At 63.6% G+C, this 21,574-nt stretch carries 16 protein-coding genes and 1 tRNA gene; 7 read left to right on the top strand and 10 right to left on the bottom strand.

Annotated features, from left to right (window positions below; all coding sequences use genetic code 11):
- Positions 1 to 41: 41 nt before the first annotated feature.
- Positions 42 to 1,493, top strand: coding sequence for a pyruvate kinase (gene pyk, locus J2X11_RS09945; RefSeq protein ID WP_309970194.1), 1,452 nt, complete (start codon positions 42 to 44; stop codon positions 1,491 to 1,493).
- A gap of 25 nt (positions 1,494 to 1,518) precedes the next feature.
- On the opposite strand, the gene J2X11_RS09940 is transcribed toward pyk, so the two are convergent.
- The gene (locus J2X11_RS09940; protein WP_309970193.1) at positions 1,519 to 3,390 is read right to left on the bottom strand and encodes a putative bifunctional diguanylate cyclase/phosphodiesterase; all 1,872 of its coding nucleotides are present in this window, start codon (positions 3,388 to 3,390) and stop codon (positions 1,519 to 1,521) included.
- A 463-nt stretch (positions 3,391 to 3,853) separates the two neighbouring features.
- On the opposite strand from J2X11_RS09940, the gene J2X11_RS09935 reads away from it, so the two are divergent.
- On the top strand, positions 3,854 to 5,836 hold the full coding sequence (locus tag J2X11_RS09935) for a fibronectin type III domain-containing protein (RefSeq protein WP_309970192.1): 1,983 nt from the start codon (positions 3,854 to 3,856) through the stop codon (positions 5,834 to 5,836).
- Between the two features lie 91 nt (positions 5,837 to 5,927).
- Here J2X11_RS09935 and J2X11_RS09930 read toward each other — a convergent pair.
- Positions 5,928 to 6,010: transfer RNA gene (locus tag J2X11_RS09930), tRNA-Leu, on the bottom strand.
- A 34-nt stretch (positions 6,011 to 6,044) separates the two neighbouring features.
- On the opposite strand from J2X11_RS09930, the gene J2X11_RS09925 reads away from it, so the two are divergent.
- Together J2X11_RS09925 and J2X11_RS09920 are read left to right on the top strand one after the other, a co-directional pair.
- Entirely contained in the window at positions 6,045 to 6,665 is a 621-nt protein-coding gene (locus tag J2X11_RS09925) for an ANTAR domain-containing response regulator (RefSeq protein WP_309970187.1), read from the top strand.
- A 154-nt stretch (positions 6,666 to 6,819) separates the two neighbouring features.
- Positions 6,820 to 8,094, top strand: coding sequence for an ABC transporter substrate-binding protein (locus tag J2X11_RS09920; RefSeq protein WP_309970184.1), 1,275 nt, complete (start codon positions 6,820 to 6,822; stop codon positions 8,092 to 8,094).
- Between the two features lie 155 nt (positions 8,095 to 8,249).
- On the opposite strand, the gene J2X11_RS09915 is transcribed toward J2X11_RS09920, so the two are convergent.
- The 5 genes from J2X11_RS09915 to J2X11_RS09895 form a co-directional block, all read right to left on the bottom strand.
- Entirely contained in the window at positions 8,250 to 9,029 is a 780-nt protein-coding gene (locus tag J2X11_RS09915) for an ABC transporter ATP-binding protein (protein WP_309970181.1), read from the bottom strand.
- Positions 9,026 to 9,934, bottom strand: a complete 909-nt coding sequence (locus J2X11_RS09910; RefSeq protein WP_309970177.1) for an ABC transporter ATP-binding protein — start codon at positions 9,932 to 9,934, stop codon at positions 9,026 to 9,028. Before J2X11_RS09910 ends, J2X11_RS09915 begins: the two co-directional genes overlap by 4 nt.
- Positions 9,924 to 10,919, bottom strand: coding sequence for a branched-chain amino acid ABC transporter permease (locus J2X11_RS09905; protein ID WP_309970173.1), 996 nt, complete (start codon positions 10,917 to 10,919; stop codon positions 9,924 to 9,926). The genes J2X11_RS09910 and J2X11_RS09905 overlap by 11 nt, the downstream gene beginning before the upstream one ends.
- Before the next feature lie 9 nt (positions 10,920 to 10,928).
- Positions 10,929 to 12,290, bottom strand: coding sequence for a branched-chain amino acid ABC transporter permease (locus J2X11_RS09900; protein ID WP_309972331.1), 1,362 nt, complete (start codon positions 12,288 to 12,290; stop codon positions 10,929 to 10,931).
- Positions 12,291 to 12,421: 131 nt separating this feature from the next.
- The gene (locus tag J2X11_RS09895; protein ID WP_309970170.1) at positions 12,422 to 13,168 is read right to left on the bottom strand and encodes a DUF554 domain-containing protein; all 747 of its coding nucleotides are present in this window, start codon (positions 13,166 to 13,168) and stop codon (positions 12,422 to 12,424) included.
- Between the two features lie 114 nt (positions 13,169 to 13,282).
- Here J2X11_RS09895 and J2X11_RS09890 point away from each other — a divergent pair, with 114 nt between their 5' ends.
- Together J2X11_RS09890 and polA are read left to right on the top strand one after the other, a co-directional pair.
- Positions 13,283 to 13,900, top strand: coding sequence for a GNAT family N-acetyltransferase (locus J2X11_RS09890; RefSeq protein WP_309970168.1), 618 nt, complete (start codon positions 13,283 to 13,285; stop codon positions 13,898 to 13,900).
- Between the two features lie 30 nt (positions 13,901 to 13,930).
- Entirely contained in the window at positions 13,931 to 16,594 is a 2,664-nt protein-coding gene (polA, locus tag J2X11_RS09885) for a DNA polymerase I (RefSeq protein ID WP_309970165.1), read from the top strand.
- On the opposite strand, the gene J2X11_RS09880 is transcribed toward polA, so the two are convergent.
- Positions 16,595 to 17,776: an MATE family efflux transporter gene (locus J2X11_RS09880; RefSeq protein WP_309970162.1), complete on the bottom strand. Its 1,182-nt coding sequence runs from the start codon at positions 17,774 to 17,776 to the stop codon at positions 16,595 to 16,597.
- 36 nt (positions 17,777 to 17,812) lie between these two features.
- Between J2X11_RS09880 and J2X11_RS09875 the strand changes: the two genes are divergently transcribed.
- A complete protein-coding gene (locus J2X11_RS09875) occupies positions 17,813 to 19,540 on the top strand; it encodes an MmpA family trehalose lipid delivery protein (protein ID WP_309970159.1) in 1,728 nt (575 codons plus the stop codon).
- Here the strand turns inward: J2X11_RS09875 and J2X11_RS09870 are convergent.
- On the bottom strand, positions 19,490 to 20,242 hold the full coding sequence (locus J2X11_RS09870) for a decaprenylphospho-beta-D-erythro-pentofuranosid-2-ulose 2-reductase (RefSeq protein WP_309970156.1): 753 nt from the start codon (positions 20,240 to 20,242) through the stop codon (positions 19,490 to 19,492). The two genes, J2X11_RS09875 and J2X11_RS09870, sit on opposite strands and share 51 nt — an antisense overlap.
- Before the next feature lie 7 nt (positions 20,243 to 20,249).
- Complete coding sequence (locus tag J2X11_RS09865; RefSeq protein ID WP_309970153.1) at positions 20,250 to 21,545, bottom strand: FAD-binding oxidoreductase; 1,296 nt, start codon at positions 21,543 to 21,545, stop codon at positions 20,250 to 20,252.
- Positions 21,546 to 21,574: the final 29 nt, after the last annotated feature.

Below are 21,574 nucleotides of genomic sequence, written 5' to 3'. Positions count from 1 at the left end.
GTAACTCGCGGGTAGCCACACCAACTCGATAGGTTGAATCTGTGCGTAGAGCAAAGATCGTCTGCACCCTCGGTCCAGCGGTCGCGGGCGCAGAGAAGATCCTCCAGTTGGCCAATGCCGGCATGGACGTCGCCCGGCTCAACATGAGCCACGGTGTCCAGGCCGACCACGAGCAGAACTATCAGTGGGTACGTGAGGCTGCTGACAAGGTCGGCAAGGCGATTGCGATCCTCGCTGACCTCCAAGGTCCCAAGATTCGTCTCGGGCTCTTCGCGGCTGGGCCAGTGATGCTCAACGCCGGCTCGACGTTCACGATCACGACGGACGACATCCTCGGCGATGAGACGCGCTGCTCGACCACGTACAAAGGTCTGCCTGGCGACGTCAACGTGGGCGACGAGATCCTGATCGATGACGGTCGTATGCGTCTTCGCGCGACCAAAGTGACCAAAACGGATGTCACCTGCGCAGTCGAGACCACTGGGCCCGTCAGCAACAACAAGGGGATCAACCTGCCCGGCGTGATGGTCAGCGTTCCGGCGATGAGCGAGAAGGACAACGAGGACCTGCGTTTCGCGCTGCGCCTCGGTGTCGACTTCATCGCCCTGTCGTTCGTGCGCTCAGCCAGCGACTACGACGACGTACGCAAGATCATGGACGAGGAAGGCATCGTCGTCCCGGTCATCGCCAAGATCGAGAAGCCTCAGGCCGTGCAGAACCTCGACGGCATCATGGACGCCTTCGACGGCGTGATGGTGGCGCGCGGCGACCTCGGTGTCGAGCTGCCGCTGGAAGATGTCCCGATCGTGCAGAAGCTGATCGTTGAGAAGGCTCGCCGCAACGCCAAGCCCGTCATCGTGGCAACGCAGATGCTGGAGTCGATGATCTCGGCCCCGCGTCCGACCCGCGCCGAGGCATCAGACGTCGCCAACGCGGTCCTCGATGGTGCTGACGCCGTGATGCTTTCCGGTGAGACCAGCGTGGGGGAGTACCCCATCCACACCGTCAACACGATGGCTCGCATCGTCGAGTCCACCGAGGACCACGGCCTGCCGCGCATGGCCGCCTTTGTCTGGAAGCCACGCACCAAGAGCGGAGTCATCTGTCGCGCGGCATCTGAGGTCGCCGAGGCGGTCGATGCTCGCTTCCTGGTGGCGTTCACGACGACTGGCGACTCGGCTCGCCGTATGACTCGCTACCGCTCACGGGTGCCCGTCATCGCGTTCACCCCTGATCCCAAGGTCCGGTCGCAGCTCGCCCTGAGCTGGGGCATCGAAACCTTCCTCGTTCCCGAGGTCAAGCACACCGATGACATGGTGCTGCAGGTCGACAAGGCTCTGCTCGAGATCGGTCGCTGCGGCGAAGGTCAGCAAGTCGTCATCGTCGCTGGTAGCCCTCCCGGCATCCCCGGTTCGACGAACGCCCTGCGCATCCACAACATGGGCGATGCGATCAACCGTGTTGCTCCTGCGTACGGCGACCCGCAGGGTTGATTTGCCGGAGCTGAAGGTAGGCGTCCTACGGTAACGGCGCCACTACTCCCGCAATACCGACGAGTTGGGTTAGTTCCTGCGGTGGGAGCGGTCGGCTGAAAAGGAAACCCTGAGCGCTCTTGCAGCCGAGATCCCGCAGCACCTGGAGCTGCTTCGTGGTCTCGACTCCCTCGGCGATGGTGGTGATTCCCAGTGACTGAGCCAGTGCGACGACCGACTGCACTATCGCCCGGTCCTCTGCATTGCCGCCAAGTCCGGAGACGAACGAGCTGTCCACCTTCAGTGTGTCGACGGGGAAGCGTCTGAGGTAGCTCAGGGAACTGTAGCCAGTTCCGAAGTCGTCGATATCCAGCCTGACACCTAACCGCCTGAGGTCGCGCAGCACGGTCACGGCGTCCTCTGCGTCGCGCATCAGCACGCCCTCGGTCATCTCGAGTGCCACCCTCTCCGGGTTAGCGCCAGTGCTCTCCAACACCCCTGCAACCAGGCTGACGAGGTCGGGACGGGCGAACTGCAGCCCGGACAAGTTGATCGACATGGTCAACTCAGGGTTGGTCGCTTGCCAGGCAGTGAGCTGCTGGCAGGCATGCTCTAGTACCCAGTCGTCGATTTGTACGATCAGGCCAATCTCTTCCGCGATCGGTATGAACTCGCCAGGTGGCACCAGACCACGGGTCGGATGCTGCCAGCGGACGAGCGCTTCGACTCCCGTCACCCGCCCGGTGGCCAGCTCGACGATGGGCTGGTAGTGCAGGACAAGTTGGTCGTCGCTCACTGCCCGGCGCAGTTGCTGCTCGGTGTCGTGTCGGTCAATCGCCTCATCACGCATCTCGTCCGCGAACACCACTGAGCGATCCCGCCCGCCTCTCTTGGCGCGGTACATCGCGGCATCGGCGTCCCGAAGCAGGGCGCTGGGATGGTTGGTGAAGCTACGGGACACGGCGATGCCAACACTGACTGTGACCATTACCTCGCTGTCCTGCACTGAGATCGGGCGATTGGTCTCGTTCTGTAGCCGCTCGGCGATGGTCAGCGCCTCTCCGTCGTCAGCGAGCTCCTCGCTGAGGACGACGAACTCGTCCCCGCCGAACCTGGCAACTGTGTCGCCGGGACGCAGCACCGAGCTGAACCGCTTGGCCAGCTCGACGAGAACTTCATCGCCGGCCTCGTGCCCAAGGCTGTCGTTGATGACCTTGAAACGATCGACGTCGACGAAGATCACGCAGAGTGGTCCGCCCCGCCTGGGTAGTCCCGCGATGGCCTGGGTCAACCGGTCGACGAGCAGAGCTCGGTTAGGTAGACCGGTGAGGCTGTCATGGAGTGCCTCGCGAACGAGTTGTTCCTCCATCTGCTTGCGCTCGGTGATGTCCCAGCAGATTCCCATCATCCGGGTGGGGTTACCGTCGGCGTCGGAGACGATCTCACCCCAGCTCGCCAAGGTGCGCACCTGACCGTCTGGCCAACGGATGCGTTCTTCCATCTCGAAGGGCTCAAGGGTCTGCAGCGATCGCTGGTGAACCGCAATAACGTGCTCGCGGTCTTCCGGAACGATCATCTCGAGGAATTGCTCATAACTGGCGTTGAACGATTGCGGCTCACGCCCGTAGATGCGATAAAGCTGGTCGCTCCAAAGGTTCGTGTTGGTGGCGATCTCGAAGTCGTAGCTCCCGACAAGAGAGATTCGCTGCGCCTCGATCAGTCGCTGCTCGCGCTTCAAGAGCTCCATTTCACGCCGGTCGCGGGTCAGACCAACGGTGAGCAACTCTCCGACCTGATGTACGAAGGTGGCTTCCGCCGGGCCGAGCTGCCCGCGCGCATGGAGTGAGCCGATCGTCTCGCCGTCGTCGCCAAGAAGGAGGGCGACGACACAGTCCGACGGTGAGGTGCCGTCAGGCATCTCAATGGTCTCGGGTAGCTCCTGTCCGCACCCTGCACTGAGTGTGAATTGGGTGGCCCCCGAGGTGGCGAGGTACACGCCGACACTGGTGGTCTTCAGAAATTCCCCGAGCAGCTGAACCCCGCGGGTCAGCACATCCTGCACCGGTAAGTCGGCCACAGCCAACTTGCGTAGCGCTTCCATACGCTCCAGACCTGCCTGCAGCCGAAGCGCCTCGCCCCTCAAGCCAATCATCTTCGTCCCTCGTTCTCCCGCCTCCATTATCGGTGGTCATCTCGGTCGCGATATGGCTATTCCGGGCTAGATGCCATTTCAGAGTCCTTGCGGCAGCGGCTCGACCGGCGACCCGCAGGGCTGATTTCGTCCGAATGGCCCGGCAGTTCGGTAATCTTGGCTGCTGCGGGCACGCCTCCGAGGCGTGCGGTCCCAGGGGAGTGGGCGCCGCGAAGAGGGAGCCGTATCGATGAACCGCGTAACGACCATGAAGGTTCGCGCCATGTCAGTGGCCGCGATCTTCCTTCTGACCACCTTGACGACCGGTCACGCCGCCGCAGCAACCAACGACGACCCAACGCCGGGTCAAGCGAAATGGTCGGGCCTGAAGAAGGGCAAGGCGGCGCTCGAAGCGCTCGGTGCAACCACGGACGACGTTGCCAAGCTCAACAGCATGTCTGAGAAGGCCCTCAAGAAGTTGCTCTCCAGCGACCCGACGGTCCGCGTCAACGGTCGCGGTCACATCACCTTCATCGATCCGGTCAAGGCAGGAGCGAGCGCGCAGGCTGCAAGCGCAGCCGCGGCGGCGCCGTTCCCGCTGAGCCAGACCTTCACGTTGCACAGCAAGCCGGGTTCAACCAAGACGATCTACCTTGACCTGAATGGCTATGACCTTAGTGATACCCAGTGGGATGACGACTCGAACGGGCAGGTCAGCGGGACGTACAAGGGGTACTCCACAGACTTGGACTTCACGTCGTTCAGCGACACGGAACGCACGGCGATCCAGTCAATCTGGCAGCGAGTCGCCGAGGACTATTCATCCCTCGATGTCGACGTCACGACCCAACTTCCCGCTTCGTCCGCCCTCGACCGATCCAGTTCGGGTGACTCCGCGTACGGCACCGTGGCGTTCATTTCGAGCGACAACTCTCTCGTCAACGACTTGGACTGCAGTTGCGGTGGGATGGCCTGGCTCGACTCGTTCGACGAAATCGGGTGGTGGCAGCGCCATCTGCGTCCAGCGCTAGTCCTCGCAAAGGAAGTCGGCCCAATTAAGGGTGTCGCCGAAGCCACCTCCCATGAGGTCGGCCACACCTTGGGGCTCAGCCACGACGGAACGGCGACCGAGAGCTACTACGAGGGAGCCAGCGAGGGCCTGTGGGCGCCGATCATGGGCGTGGGTTACTACAACCCTGTGACGTCCTGGAGCAGTGGCGAGTACCCGTTGGCAAACAACTCAGAGGATGACTTCGCAGAGATGGCCACGCACGGGGTGGTGGCTCGGGCGGACGAAGCCGGAGGCACCACGGCGTCCGCCTTGGTGAGCAACGGCAACGCATCCGGCTTCATCAGCACCGGCGCCGACAAGGACTTGTACGCCGTTGACTGGGCCTGCACCTCAGCCATGCAGGCTTCGGCATCGCCGGCGCCCGTAAGCCCCAACTTGGACATTCAACTACGCCTCCTTGACTCAGAGGGTGCAGAGATCGACGCGGACAACCCAGACGCAGCCCGTGTCACGAGCGACAATGCGTCAGGGCTGGGAGCGACGGTCGGACAGTCGCTGACTCCAGGTCGTTACTACCTCGAAGTTGATGGAGTCGCCGGCGGCTCACTGCTGGACGGCTACACCAACTATTCGTCAGTCGGGTCGTATTCCCTCACGACAACCGGGTGCTCGGCGCCGAGCGCACCGCAGGCGTTGACGGCGACCGTCGATCAGATCGGTGCCACAGCGCAACTGGTCTGGCAGCCGCCAGCTCAGAACGGCGGCACGGAACTGACTGGCTATGTGGTCAAGATCGGAACCCAGACTGAGACGCTGTCCGCGTCAGCGACGTCATTCACGACCGGCCCGCTGTCGCGAGCGAGTGCAACGACGATCTCGGTGCAGGGAGTCAACGCAGTGGGCACCGGAGCATCAGCCTCGGTCTCCGCGCGAGCGCTGCCTGTCGCCAGCATGCGCGGGCTCAAGGTCGCCCGACGCGACAACGCCTTGAAGGCCACCTGGCTCACCCCGACAATGACGGGCAAGGCGCCCGTGACGGGGTTCCGCATCCTGGTTAAGCGCGGCAGCGTGAAGGTCAAGACATATGACGTGTCGAGCACGACGCGGGCGAAGCTGATCACCGGCCTCAGCTCGCGGTACCGCTACACGACCTACGTACGCGTCCTCACCGGAACGTCAACGGGACCGTGGTCCAAGGTTTCCCTGGTCCGTCCCTACTGACACTGTGCCGACAAGTCGTCACCGGCTCACCTCACGAGGGCTCCGTGAGCCCTGCCGTTGTCGCGCTGTTCATGACCAGCGCGACTCACGGTGCCGAGTGCGGGACTCGAACCCGCACGCCCTTTCGGACAATGGTTTTTGAGACCATCGCGTCTACCATTCCGCCAACTCGGCGCACACCTGAAATTGTGCCGGTTAACCTTCTCACGTGACTGACTCAGCCCCCGCCTCGGCTCCTCGTGTTGTGATTGCCGAGGACGAGGCACTGATCCGACTCGACCTGGCAGAAATGCTCGCCGAGGAGGGGTACGTGGTGGTCGGCCAGGCCGGAGACGGCGAAGCTGCGATAGCCCTCGCCCTGGAGCATCGCCCCGACTTGGTCGTGATGGACGTCAAGATGCCCAAGCTGGACGGCATCGCAGCCGCCTCACAGATCGCCGCAGCCCGCATCGCGCCCGTCGTGATGCTCACCGCGTTCAGCCAGCGCGAACTCGTCGAGCGCGCCCGCGATGCCGGCGCGATGGCGTATCTGGTGAAGCCGTTCTCAAAATCTGACCTTGTGCCTGCGATCGAGATGGCCATGAGCCGCTTCGCGGAGATCACAGCACTCGAGAAGGAAGTTGGCGACCTCTCAGGGCAGCTGGCGACCCGCAAGGCAGTCGAGCGAGCCAAGTCGTTGCTGCAGGAGGCCCTGGGCCTCACTGAGCCCGAAGCATTCAGCTGGATTCAGCGCACCGCAATGGATTTGAGGCTGCCGATGCAGCAGGTCGCGCAGGGCATCATCGATCACGGACCAGGCATCAAGGATGAGACCCAAGCCGAGAGCTGAGCGCGCTTTTCAGGCCTTGGTTACAACTCGACTACGTTGGCTTTGAACCTGAGAACTCCGGTGCAATTGGCCCCGCCTGCGACTACGTTCGGACATACATTGACGCTCCCTGGCACGTGCGTGCCTTGGGACTCTCTATTTATCCGGAGGATTGATGAAGCGCAGTAACAGGACATATCGTCTTGCTGCCATCGCTGCAGCGGGAGCACTCGTGCTCGCTGCCTGTGGTGGAAGCGACGACAAGAGTGAAGGTGACGCGCCCGCCGCCAAGGGAGACGGCGTACTGACCGTTGGTCAGCTCCTCCCGCAGACCGGCAGCCTCGCGTTCCTCGGCCCGCCCGAGTTCGCTGGTGTTGACCTCGCAATCAAGGACATCAACGACGCTGGTGGCGTACTCGGCAAGGACGTCGTGGGCGTCAAGGCTGACTCCGGCGACACCGACTCCGGTATCGCACCGGCTGAAGCTGACAAGCTGCTCAAGGCCAAGTCCGATGTCATCATCGGTGCCGCATCCTCGGGTGTGTCGCTGACGGTCATCGACAAGATCATGTCGGCCGGCACGGTTCAGATCTCGCCCGCCAACACGTCGACCGCGTTCGACGAGGGTGACTACTCCAAGCCCGACCTGTACTTCCGTACGGCGCCGTCCGACATCCTCCAGGGTGCCGTTCTCGCCAACCTCCTCATCGAGGACGGACGTCAGAACGTCGCCATCCTGGCTCGCCAGGACGCATACGGCGAGACGCTGGCCAAGGAAGTTGCCAAGAACCTCGAAGATGCAGGTTCGACGGTTGCTGCCTCGGTGCTCTACGACGAGAAGAACGGTCCCGGTGACACTCAGATCACCGAAATCGCCGACGCCAAGGCCGACGCTGTCGTCCTGATCGCGTTCGACGAGACCACGACGATCGTTCCGAAGCTGATCCAGGCTGGCGCTGGCCCGAAGGACGTTCCGACGTACTTCGTTGACGGCAACACCTCGGACTACAGCACGACCGGTACCAAGCAGCTTCCCCCGGGAACGCTTGAGGGCACCAAGGGCACGATTCCTGGAGCCGAGAACACCTCGGACTTCAAGAAGCGTCTCCTGACGGTTGATCCGGACCTGAAGGACTACTCCTACGCGGGCGAGTCCTACGACGCCACGGTTGTTGCAGCACTTGCTGCGATCGCCGCCGGTGACGACGCAGGTGAGTCGATTGCCAAGCAGATGATCGACGTGACGAAGGGTGGCGAGAAGTGCACGACGTTCGAAGCGTGCGCCGCGCTGCTGAAGGACGACAAGGGTGCTGACATCGATTACGACGGAGTCTCCGGCGAAATCGAGCTCGGCGCGACCGGTAGCCCGACGTCCGCATCGATTGGTATCTACGAGTACGACGCCGAGAACAAGATCTCGCCCGTCAAGTACATCAAGGGCAACATCTGATCCGAAGGATCAGAACAGCCTGAACAGGTTGAGCCCCCGGTGCTTCGGCACCGGGGGCTCTTCTGTGTCCTCAGGGCGCGACAAGGTACGCGGGGGAGTCGATACAGCAGAACGCCCGGCACCTTTGCGGCGCCGGGCGTTCTGGATGCTGTGTGTCAGTCGGCCTTCTGGCCCAGCGTGCCCAAGTAGAGCTCGATGACCTTGGGATCGTTGACGAGGTTCTTGCCGGTGCCGGAGTAGGCGTTGCGGCCCTGGTCCAGCACGTAGCCGCGATCGCAGATCTGAAGGCAACGTCGGGCGTTCTGCTCGACCATGATGACCGAGACGCCTGCCTTGTTGATGTTGCGCGTCTGGACGAAGACCTCATCCTGCAGAACAGGGGAGAGGCCGGCCGAGGGCTCGTCGAGCAGGAGCACCGCGGGGTCCATCATCAGCGCACGCCCCATGGCGACCATCTGACGTTCACCGCCTGACAGCTGCCCAGCACGCTGCTTGCGACGCTCGCCGAGGCGAGGGAACAAGTCGGTGACGAAGCCGAAGCGCTCGTTGAACTTCTTGGGCTGCTGGTAGCAACCCATTTCGAGGTTCTCCTCAATCGTGAGGCTCGGGAAGACGTTGTTGTTCTGCGGAACGAAGCCAATGCCCTTGGACACGAGCTGGTCGGCGCGCTGGTTGGTGATGTCCTCGCCATTCAGCAGAACAGTGCCGCTGTGCACCTTCACGAGACCGAACAGCGCCTTGAGGAGCGTCGACTTGCCGGCGCCGTTGGGGCCGATGATGCCGACGAGCTCTCCTGGCTGGCAGTAGAGGTCTGCGCCGTTGAGGATGTTGACGCCGGGCAGGTAGCCAGCAATCAGGTCGTCGGCCCGGAGGACAGCGCCTTCGGCGTTTGCGAGGTGTGCGTCGCGCTCGGTCGACTGTGCGGCTTCGGTCATGACGTTGCCTCCTCGTCGAGTGCGGCCTCGGCGAGCTCTTCGAGCTCCTCGACGTCGATCTCGGTGATGTCGGTGTCGTGGTGTGCGCCGAGATAGGCGTCGATAACTGATTGATTGGCCATGACGGACTGTGGGGTGCCTTCGGCGACGATCTGGCCCTGGGCCATCACGATGACCCAGTCTGAGATGTCGCGGACCATGTCCATGTCGTGCTCGACGAAGAGCACCGTACGACCTTCGTCGCGCAGCGACTTCACGTGACCGAGCAGCGACTGCTTGAGGGCCGGGTTGACGCCTGCCATCGGCTCGTCGAGCATGATCAGCTCGGGATCGACCATCAGTGCACGCGCCATCTCAAGAAGCTTGCGCTGACCGCCCGAAAGAGAACCAGCGAAGTCCTCACGCTTGGCATCGAGCTTGAATCGCTCGAGCAGCGCATCAGCACGCTTGGTGATCTCGTCCTCCTGTGCGCTCCACAGGCTCTTGAACGGGGCTGACCAGAACTTCTCACCGCGCTGTCCGGTTGCACCGAGCAGCATGTTGTCGATGACTCGCAGCTTGGCGAGCACCTTGGTGAGCTGGAACGTACGGACCATGCCGAGGCGAGCGACCTTGAAAGCCGGGACTCGACCGAGGGCTTTGCCGTTGAACGACCAGTCGCCTTCGTCGGGCTCGTCAAAGCCAGTCAACAGGTTGAACAGCGTGGTCTTGCCGGCGCCGTTCGGGCCGATCAGTGCGGTGATGACACCACGCTGGATCTCGATGTGATCGACGTCGACGGCCTTGAGGCCACCGAACGTACGGACGATGTTGCTGCCCTTGACGATCGGGTCCGGCTTGGGTGCGCCGGGTTCGTTGGGTACGCCTTCGAGTGCGGCGCGTGCAGCGCTGAGTTCAACGGGCATCGATTGCGATCTCCCTTCGATCTCCAAAGATCCCCTGTGGTCGGAAGATCATGAGGAGCATGAGGCCCAGTCCGAGCATGATGAATCGGATGAGGCTGGACTGGGTGTTGGTCATGATGAATTCGGGGATCAGCGGATCTGCTCCCGATGTCGCCTGGCCGAAGAACGAACCGAGGCCGGCGATCAGGAACCAGAACACGACCGATCCGACGACCGGGCCGAGCACCCGCGCTGCGCCACCAACGAGCAGAGCTGCGTAGGCGTAGAACGTGAACGTGGTGTTGAAGTCCGTCGGCACGGCTGAACCCTGCTTGAGGATGTGGTAGATGCCGGCGAGGCCACCGAAGAGGCCACCGAGCACCAGAGCCTGCATCTTGTAGGCAAAAACGTTCTTGCCGAGTGAACGTACGGCGTCCTCGTCCTCGCGGATCGAGCGGAGAACGCGACCCCACGGGCTGCGCATCAGCGACCAGACCAGGATGCAGCTCAGGATCACCAGCGACCAGCCGACCGTGATGTTCCACATGTCGCCCTTGCTGAACGAGACGAATCCAAAGTCGTAGCCCTTGCTGAAGGGGTTGAGGTCTTTGTACGTGCTGGCGAAGCCGGTGAGGCCGTTGGAGCCGCCGAACGTGTCCTTGAACTCCACGGCACCGAAGATCAAGCGCAGGATCTCCGACGTCGCGATCGTGACGATGGCGAGGTAGTCGGCCCGGAGGCGCAGCGTGGGTACGCCGAGCACCAGCGCGAGAACGACCGAGCCCACGAGGCCGATGGCCACGGCGAGCCAGAAGTTGAGGTCCCACGTGACGACGCTGACGGCGAGGCCGAACGCGGCGATCGACATGAAGCCGGCCTGACCGAAGTTGAGCAGGCCCGTGTAACCGAAGTGCACGTTGAGGCCGATGGCTGCAAGTGCGAAGACGATGGCCTGGGGGCCGAGGGCCGCCGAGAAGGCGGCGTCGATGACTGTTCCGAAGTCCATGATTCCCCCTTATCCGATCCGCTGAGCTTTGCCGAGGATGCCCTGTGGTCTGACGAGCAGAATCAGGATCATCACGAGGAGGGCACCGACATCCTTGATGGAGGCCGGCACCGGGTGCCAACCGCCGATCGTCAGCACCGGAGCAACCTCGACCATGAGGCCGATGACCAGTGAGCCGAGCAGGGCGCCCCAGATGGTTCCGAGGCCACCGAGGGTGACCGCGGCAAAGACGAGCAGCAGGATCTTGAAGCCCATCTGGAAGTTGACCTGCTGGTTGACGGCCAACAGGACGCCCGACAGGCCGGTGAGGGCGGTGCCGAGGATCCATACGGCCGAGATGACGCCGTCGACGCGCATACCGGACGAGGCAGAGAGTGCCGGGTTGTCAGACACGGCCCGCATCGCCTTGCCGAGTCGCGTACGCATCAGGGCGATACAGGTGACGACCAGCGTGACGATCGAGATGCCGAAGATCGCGACTTCCTTGTCAGACAGCGCGATGGGGCCGTAATCGGTGCGTCCCTGTGCGACGTATTGGCTCAGCGTCTCGGTGCTGCTGCCGACTGTGTACTGGTAGATGCTGCGGAGGAGGAGGGCGAAGCCGATCGAGACGATCATCATGGCGATGAGGCCCGTACCGCGGTTGCGGAGAGGTCGCCACAGCCCTCGGTCCTGCAGGAATCCGAACAGGGCCGACGCGATCACTGCGAGAATGCCGGCGACGATCACCGGGAACCCGAGCCCGCGGTTGAACGCGAGCGTCATGATGCCGCCGAACGTGATCAGCTCGCCGTGGGCGAAGTTGGTGAGGCCCGTGGTGCCGAAGATCAAGGACAGTCCCAACGCCGCGAGGGCGATGATCAGGCCGTACTTGAGACCAGAGGTCGTCGCGTCAGTCATCTTGCTGCTGAACGACGCTGCCTTGGTGACAACGGCACCGATCTGGAACTGCACGAAGTTGCTGCCACCCAGTCGTGCCGTGATGGTCTTGGCGGTCTCGCCCTTGCCGCTGAGCTTGACGCCATCGGGGAGGGAATCGGGATCGAGGACCACGACGTAGGTGCCGTTGCTCGGGATCGCGATGCTGACGCGTCCGAGCTTGTCGGTCACTTGGGTGCCTAGCTCCTCGCCGTCCTTGCTGTCGGCAAAGACGGTCAGAGTGACGCCGGGAACCGCTGTGGGTTCACCCTTGCCGCCATTCAGATCCCTCAGGGAGACCGTGATGTTCTGGCCTTCCACGATGGGGTTCTGGTCTGGAATTGCAGCGTCCGCCGAGGGGGTCGGAGTGGGTGTCGCCTCGGCCATGGCCGGAGCTGGACCGAGGAATATGGACACTCCCACTACTGCTGCAAGTAGGGCCGCGAGTCGCATTCGCACGCAAGTACTCCTGTCGGCATTGCCTGATTGTTCTGAGTGATCCTCGGACTATAGCCAACCGATGGAGCATCGCAGCCCGAGTGAGCCTCATCCGAGGTAACAGTTAGGTTGCGATCGCTCAAGGGTCAGTGAACGGCGATCGCGATCTGGCACAGCAAGGGTGCGATGACCAGCGCGGGGAGCAGATCTGCCACCGGAATCGCCTTGAGGTTGAGCAGCCTGAAGGCGACTCCGATGAGGATCAGACCGCCGGTCGCAGTGAGCGCGAGCAGGTGCGCTTCGGGCAGGAATGACCCAAGGAGTGCCCCTAGCGCAGTCAGCGTTCCCTGGATGACGGCGATCGACAGAGCTGATGCCATGACACCGATTCCGAATGACGCTGCAAAGGCGAGGGAGGCGAACCCGTCGAGGACAGCCTTGAGCAGTAGCTGGTCGGCCCCATTGCCGAGTCCTTCGTTGATCGAGCCAAGAATCGTCAACGGACCAACGCAGAACACGAGGGAGCTGATGACAAAGCCCTCGACGAAGCGCTCACGCCCTTCGCCGCCGCCCTCCTTGGTGAGGCGCCGCTGCAGCCACGCTCCGACATCCTCGAGGCGATCCTCCAGACGGAACCACGATCCGATGATGCCGCCGATGACCAGGGCCCCGAGGACGATCAGGATGGGCGCGCTCGTACCGACCTCATCGATGAGTTCCGGATCCGAGACCGCAAACGCAGACTGAGCGGCGATCAGAAGAGTGACCAGACCGAGCGCTGACGTGACGGTAGAACGGACCCGTTCGCTCAGTCGGTGGCCGATCAGCAGGCCGAGCCCCGAGCCCACGACAACGGTCGCGACGTTCGTCAACGTACCGATCCCGGTGAACATGTAGGGTCTCCCTCGAAACTCGATTGACAGCTTTCAACTAAGGCAGCAGGCGCCCAGCGGTAGTGTGTCATTCACGCTGGCTTCGCCCGGTGTCACGGACAGAATCAGGATCCTATGTCTGCCAGAACCCCCATCGTCCTGCGGGACGCTGATCGAGATGACGCGGCAGCGCTGATTGCGTTGTGGTCGGAGTGCGCCGCCGCCAGTCTGGATGAGGGTTCTGAAGCGTTCACGCAGCAGGCACTGTGGCGCGAGCCCGGCGTAGCCGAGGCCTCTGCTGCTCTCGACATCAACCTCGGGCAGCCCAACAAGCGCATGGTCGTGGCGGTCGCAGATGACGAGATCGTCGGAGCGACTGTTTTCTCTCTCAACACGTTGACACCCATCAGTCTTACCCGCGTCCTGATCGTCACCGAGATCCAGGTATCGCCGCGCTTCCGTCGCCGTTCAGTTGCCTCGATGCTTCTGTCGGCTGCTGCTCACCACGGTGAGGACAACAACTGCGAGATCGTGGTCGCCTCGATTCCGGCGCACTCGCGCGAACCGCATCGCTATCTCGCCAAGATCGGGTTCAACCAGATCGCGATCGTTCGAGCGATCCAGGCAAGCAAGCTGACCTCGCGCCTGACGGGCAAAGCGACCAACTCGCGCGACACCGGCAAGCTCATTGCCGTACGCCGTACGCTGCGCCGCCGCCAGGCCGATGCGCTCGGTGCTGGCACCCGTCGCTGAGTGTCGGGCTCGTGATCTAGAGTCGCCGGTGTGGACCGCCTACTGCTGATCGACGGTCATTCCGTCGCCTACCGCGCCTTTTTCGCCCTCCCGGTTGAGAACTTCTCAACCACCACGGGACAGAGCACCAATGCAGTGTTCGGGTTCACCTCGATGCTGATCAACGTCCTCCGCGATGAGAAGCCCACGCACGTCGCCGTGGCGTTCGATGTCTCGCGTCAGACCTTCCGACTGGAGCAGTACCCCGAATACAAGGGCAACCGTTCCAAGTCGCCGCCAGAGTTCAACGGTCAGATCCCGTTGATCAAGGAAATCCTCGACGCTCTGCACATCCAGACGTTCGAGAAGGTCGGCTTCGAGGCTGACGACATCATCGGCACCTTGGCGACGCGGGCCGAGTCGGCCGGCATGGAAGTACTGATCTGCACGGGCGACCGCGATGCGTTGCAGCTCGTCACCGAGCAGACGACAGTCCTCTATCCCCGCAAGGGCGTCTCGGACTTGGCGCGTATGACGCCGACCGCGGTCGAGGAGAAGTACGCCGTCACCCCCGAGCACTATCCCGACATTGCAGCGCTCGTAGGCGAGACGAGCGACAACCTCCCCGGCGTGCCGGGTGTCGGGCCCAAGACGGCTGCGAAATGGATCAATCAGTACGGAACGCTCGATGCACTCGTCGCCGACGTCGACAACATCCCCGGCAAGGCAGGGGAGTCGCTGAGGGAGCACCTTGATGATGTGCTGCGCAACCGTCGCATCAATGCGCTGATACGTGACCTGGATCTGCCAGCCGGTCCAGCCGATCTGGGCTTCGACACCGTCTGGGATCGCGAGGCGATTCATACGGTCTTCGACGCACTTGAGTTCAATGCGCTCCGCGTCCGACTGTTCGAGGCTTTCGGTGAAGTCGAACCGCAGACCGAGGAGGGCTTCGACCTCGATGGGGTCAACGTCCAACCAGGTGCTGTGGCTGCATGGCTCGACGAGCACGCGACGCCGGGCGTTCGCCTTGGAATCCACGTGCAGGGTTCCTGGGGCCGCGGCACAGGCGATGTCGTCGGTATGGCCATCGCCTCCGATGCGGCCGCCGCCTGGATCAACGTGGACGAGATCACCGCTGAAGACGACGCCTCGATCGCAGCCTGGCTTGCAGATCCGCAACGACCCAAGGTGCTGCACGACGTCAAGGGTCCGGCTCTCGCACTCGCCGCACGCGGCTGGTCGCTCGAGGGCGTTGCCGCTGACACCGCGTTGTCGGCCTACGTCGTACGGCCCGACCAGCGTTCGTACGACCTCGCCGATCTTTCGGTGCGCTATCTCAAGCGCGAGCTGCGCGATGACTCGGAGCCGTCCGGTCAGCTCACCTTCGATACCGACAACGCTGGAGCAGAGTCCGGGATGCTGCGTGCGCGCGCGACCCTCGACCTCGCAGTGGTGCTGGACGAAGAGGTGGAGTCGATCGGTGGCACACCGCTGGTCCACGATGTCGAGCTGCCGTTGGTCGCAACTCTCGCTCGTATGGAGCGCGCAGGCATTGCGATCGATGACGCGCATCTGATCTCCCTGGAGTCGGAGTTCGCTGCGCGAGCACATGACGCCGCGTCAGAGGCCTACGCCGCGATCGGCGGCAAGGAAATCAACCTCGGGTCGCCCAAGCAGCTCCAGGTCGTGCTGTTCGACGAGCTCGGCATGCCCAAGACCAAGCGCACCAAGACTGGCTACACAACGGATGCCGAGGCGCTCCAGTCGCTGTATGACAAGACTGAACATCCGTTCCTGCAGCACCTGCTCGAGCACCGTGATGTCACCCGGCTGCGTCAGACCGTGGATGGGCTGCGCAAGTCGATCTCCGAGGACGGCCGCATCCACACGACGTACGCGCAGACCATCGCGGCGACCGGACGACTGAGCTCCAACGACCCCAACCTGCAGAACATCCCGATCCGTACGGCATCTGGCCGCCGCATTCGCGAGGCGTTTTGTGTCGGCGAGGGCTACGAGACGCTGCTGACCGCTGACTACAGCCAGATCGAGATGCGCATCATGGCTCATCTGTCGGAGGACGCCGATCTGATTGAGGCGTTCAAGTCAGGTGAGGACTTCCATACGGTCACGGCATCCAAGGTGTTCTCGGTTCCGGCCGAAGAGGTCGACACCGAGCTGCGGGCTCGCATCAAGGCCATGAACTACGGACTTGCTTACGGACTGTCTTCCTACGGACTCAGCGCTCAGCTCAACATCTCCACGGGCGAGGCGCAGGGGCTCATGGATGACTACTTCTCGCGTTTCGGTGGCGTACGCGACTACCTCCGTGGTCTCGTCGACGAGGCGAGACAGACCGGCTTCACCGAGACGATTCTCGGCCGACGCCGCTATCTCCCCGACTTGGTGAGCGACAACCGCCAGCGCCGCGAAATGGCGGAACGGATGGCCCTCAACGCGCCGATCCAGGGATCAGCCGCCGACATCATCAAGGTGGCCATGCTCAACGTCGAGCGTGCGATCGATGCGGCCGGCCTCAGTTCACGGATGCTCCTGCAGGTTCATGACGAGCTCGTCTTCGAAGTCGCGCCAGGTGAGCTCGAGCAGCTGGAGAAGCTCGTACGCGAGCAGATGGCGTCAGCGGCCGACATGTCCGTGGCACTCGACGTCTCCGTCGGCATCGGCAAGACATGGCACGAAGCCGGCCACTAGCTAGTGCGGAGCGTCGGTGCGCTCACCTGGCGTGAGCCAGACGATCGCGGCCAGTGCGGCGGCGACAAGAGTCACGGTGACCACCAGCCCCGTGAACCCGACGCCAAGTCCGTACGCCGCAGCGACAACGGCGACAACGGCGCCCCACAGCATCACGACCACTCCATGCGCATGGCGTGCCAGCGCGTCAAACACCAGCAGGTGCACGATCGCGAGCAGGGAACCCGCGAGCGCGAACAGCCACAGTCGATCAGTGACCTCTTTGTACTGATCGCCACCCACCAGGATGAGCGCCACACGCGGCAACAGGGCAGTCGCTGCGACCGCGAGCGCTCCGAATCCGGCGACCAGCGTCACGGCTCGAAGTCGAGCGTGGTGAGTGGTTGCGCGCGCGAGGTCCGGGAACAGGACCACGCTGACGAACTGGGGGAAAAACAACGCGGCCTTGGCCAGGATCAAGCCGGATGCGTACAGGCCGCTTTCGTGACCGTCGAATCGGTTGCGGGCGATCAGTGAATCCAGATTGCTGAGTACGAAGTAGGCGAGCAAAGCGTGAGTCGACAGCACGGCCTCACGAATGAGCGGGCGACGACTGATCGGGTGTCCGCCGTCGGAATGTCCCATGAGCAGCCTCGCGCCGGCGAGCACGGGGACCCATGATCCGGCTGCGACGCCCACCATGGCGGAGGTCGTGGTGGGGGACACGATCAGCGCGATTGAGCCACCGACGATCCGGCCGATGCCGTTGCCGAGGAAGATTGCAGTGAGTGCACCCCAGCGTGAGGTGCCCTGTGCAACACCAGCCTCGGCACCCATGATCGTCAGCGGTACGAGCGCGGCGCCGCACAGGATGACGGGCCAGTAGCTGTCGAGCTTGAGTACTGGGGTCAGGACGACAGTTGACGCGGCGACGATGGCGCCCACGCCGATCGCGACCATGATCGTCACACCGGCGGTTGCGCTGATGATCTGCTCGCGTTGGTCGGGGTCGACCGCCAGTCGACGCGCGGTCACCGCCTGGAGGCCGAGTGATGCGACGTTTCCGACCAAGATGATGCCGAGCAGTGCCGTGAGGGCACCGAATTCGTGCGGGACGAGCATGCGCGCTGAGACGATGTTGAAGCCGTAGACGGCGAGGTTCATGCCCATCATTCCGGCGGCGACGAGAGTTCCCCCGGTCATTGCCTGCCGCTTGGACCTCACCACGGCACAATAGCCGTGGCTGGCCGACGCCACGACGAAAGGGCCAATGTGTCGCATCGCGATCATCTGAGGCGCTCGATCGTGCCGCTGTGGGCCGCCGTTCTGGCTCTCGCCGTGTGCGCGCCGCTGTTCGCGCGAGGCTACGTTCTGTCGTACGACATGGTCTGGGTCCCGCATCTCGACCTCGATCGGGCCGAGCTCTGGGGCCTGGGTTCGGCGCTGCCGCGAGCGGTCCCATCTGACGCCGTGGTCGCGCTGCTGGGCAGTGTCATTCCGGCGGCCGTCGTTCAACGGATCGTCCTGTTTGCGGCGCTGTTCCTGATCGCGACCGGAGTCGGGCGTTTGCTGCGCGATCGCCCGCTGGCGGCTCAGCTGGCCGGAGCGACGTTCGCGGTGTGGAATCCGTTCGTGGCTGAGCGTCTGGTGCTCGGCCAGTGGCCCTTGCTCCTCGCTGCGGCAGCGATCCCGTGGCTGATCGCTGCACTGCTCGACGAGGAAGGGCCTCGCTGGCCGATCGTCGTTGTCGCCCTCGCGGGTACGGCGCTGACTCCTGCAACAGGACTCATGGGCTTGGTGATCGTGCTCGTCGCTGGGCGCAAGCGCGTTCTTCCCGTGCTCGGGCTCGCTGGACTTCTCAACCTTCCGTGGGTCGTCGCCGGAGTGGTGCATTCGGGCGGGCAGTCGGATCCTGCTGCCGTCGGGCTGTTCGAGGTCCAGGGTGAGGGACATTTTGGGCGACTTGGCTCAGTCCTGACTCTCGGTGGGATCTGGAACAGCGAAGTCGTGCCCACATCGCGCACGCTTGGCCTCACGGTTGCCATAGCCGCGGCGATCGGCGTCGTGATCATCGTCGGTCTAGTAACGGTGTGGCGTGGTGATAGGCAACTACTCGGCGTACTCGCTGCGGCCGGGGCGGTCGGGCTCGTCTTAGCTCTTGCGGGCTGGCTGGTTCCCGATCTGATCGAGCGAATCGTGAGCGACGTACCGGGCGGAGGTCTCGTACGTGATGGGACGCGATGGCTCGCACTGCTGGTTCCTCTCGAAGCAGTCGCCTTCGGTGCCGGCGTATGCGCCCTCCTCCACAACGCCCGGGCGTGGGTGACCCCGATCGCTGTCCTTGGCCTCGTGCTCCCGGTGGCGGCGCTCCCTGATCTCGCGTGGGGAGTCGGCGGCAGGCTTGAGCCCGCCACCTATCCGGCGGCCTGGACGAATACCCGTACGGCGATCGCCGAAAGTGATGTCAGCGGCGACATCCTCGTGCTGCCTTTCTCGGCCTACCGCCGGCCAAGCTGGAATCACGACACTCCGGTATTCGATCCGGCTGGCCGCTTCTTCGGCCGTACGACCGTCACGAATGACGAGCTGGATGTCTCTGGCGAGACGATTAGAGGCGAGGGTCCCCGTGCTGCGGCGATCGGGAAGGTGCTGAACGGTACGAAGGTCCTGGCTGAGCTGCCCGAGCAAGGCATCGGCATCATCGTGGTCGATACCAAGGCTCCGAGGGCCGACGAAGCGCTCGCGCTGATCGCTGGTGCTGAAGAGCTGCCGATTGCCGGAGACGAATTGCGACTCTTCGCGTTGCCGGGGGCTACGCCGTCAGAAACTGCGCCGGGTGACCGGTGGGCCATGACAGTCGCATGGCTTCTGGCCGGGCTGACGCTGCTGGGTGGTGTGGGTGCCGCCCTACGAAGGTCAGACCGGGAGACGCCGGAAGATAACCCGCGGGACGTGACGCAGGCCTGACATCACGACGCGCATCGTGCCAGGAACCCAGATCTGCTCCTTGCCGTCGCGTACGGCAGCAACCACAGCCTCGGCCACCGCTTCCGGAGTCGTCGCGAGGGGAGCGGGATCGAGGCCATCGGTCATCTTGGACTTCACGAAACCGGGACGGACCACCAGTACGCGACCACCCAGCTCACGCAATGCCTCGCCCAGTCCTGTGTAGAACGCGTCGAAGCCGGCCTTCGTTGAGCCGTAGACAAAGTTGGAACGACGCGGCCGCTCTCCGGCCACACTCGACAGCGCGACGATCACGCCATGGCCCTGCGTGCGAATACGCGCAGCAAGAGCAACACCGGTCGTGACGGCGCCGACGTAGTTGACCTCGGCAAGCTCACGAGCGACCTCGACATCGGTCCACGCTTCCTCGGGATCGCCGAGCAGGCCGAATGCCACGATGGCGAGGTCGATGTCTCCGTCGATTCCGGCAATCAGCGCGCCATGGCTGGCAGTGTCGAGAGCCTCGAAGTCGACCGCGCTGACTGTGCACCCCTTGGCAGAGAGCTGCTGTACGGCGGCGTCACGACGATCGCCAGAGCGGGCCGCCAGCGTCACCGTCAGATTGGGGGCCTGCGCGGCGTATGTCTCGGCGATCGCGAGGGCAATGTCGGACGTACCTCCGAGCAACAGGATGTGCTGGGGGATGCCGAGCGCGTTGATCATGGGTGCCTCACAGGTCGAGTCGTCGTGACAGGTCGGATCGGAACGTATGGGTGGGGTCGAAACGCGCGCGCGAAGCGCGGAACTCATCGAGCCGGGGATACATCTGGGCGAAGGTCGCAGCCGAGATGCGCGAATCCTTGGCGAGATAGATGCGACCGCCAGCGGCCAGTACGAGCTGGTCGAGGTGGTTGAGCAGCGCGTCGAGCCCTGCTCGTACGGGCAGATCGACGGCCAGGGTCCAGCCGGAGATCGGGAATGACAGGGGAGCGCGATTGCCTGGACCGAACCGCTTCAGCACGTTGAGCGACGACACGTGGTCTGACTGGGCAATCGTCTCGACGATCGTCGTGAACGCGGCTTCTTCGCCGAAGGGGACGACGAACTGGTACTGGCAGAAACCCTTGGGGCCGTAGACCCGATTCCAGTCGCCGACAATGTCGAGCGGATGGAAGAACTGGGTGATGTCCTGGATCTCGTCAGTGCGGTGGCGCGGCGACTTGGCATACCAAAGCGCGTTGAAGGCCTTGGCGGAGAATCGATTGACGAGTCCGACGGGCAGCTCGAACGGGACGCGTCCCCGCTGCGGAGCGGCAAACTCGAGCGCTGCTCGGCGTTGGTCGGGGTCGAGCGCCTCTCGCGATGCGGTGTTGCCCCGCATGATGACTCCGCGACCCAGCGAGTCGCCGGTCGTCGCGGTGTCGAACCACGCGACGGAATAGGTGTAGTCGTCATCGCCTGTCTCCAGTGCGGTGAGCATCTGCGACAAGTTGGCCGTGCGATCGGTGTCGACGACGAAGTAGGACGTCTCGACTTCCTTGAGCTGGATTGTGGCCTCGAGGACGACGCCGGTTAGTCCCATTCCGCCGACAGTCGCCCAGAACAGCTCTGCGTTGTCCCCATCCGGTGCCGCCGTGACGATGTCGCCCGACGCCAGCAGGATGTCGAACTCGGACACGTGATTGCCGAAGCTGCCATCGACGTGATGGTTCTTGCCGTGCACGTCTGCGGCGATCGCCCCGCCGACGGTCACTTGCCGGGTGCCTGGGACGACAGGCAGCCAGAGACCGAGGGGGAGTAGGGCTCGAAGGAGGCGATCGAGACTTATGCCGGCTTGTACGCGGACGTTGGGCGCCGCGGTGTCGACGTCCAGGATTGTGTCCCAGTCCGTCAGGTCCAGAACGGTGCCGCCGGCGTTCTGCGCGGGGTCGCCGTAGCTGCGTCCCAGCCCGCGGGTGATCAGCCCGCGCTCTCCGACGGTCTTGAGCTCATCGCGAAGTGCTTCGACGTCGGTCGGGCGTGCCACACGAGCGCTGCTCGCACTCGTTCCACCCC

The sequence above is a fragment of the Aeromicrobium panaciterrae genome, assembly GCF_031457275.1.
Classification (GTDB): Bacteria; Actinomycetota; Actinomycetes; order Propionibacteriales; family Nocardioidaceae; genus Aeromicrobium; species Aeromicrobium panaciterrae_A.
Note: the sequence above shows the minus strand (reverse complement) of the source record. Positions and strands in the feature narration are given on the sequence as shown.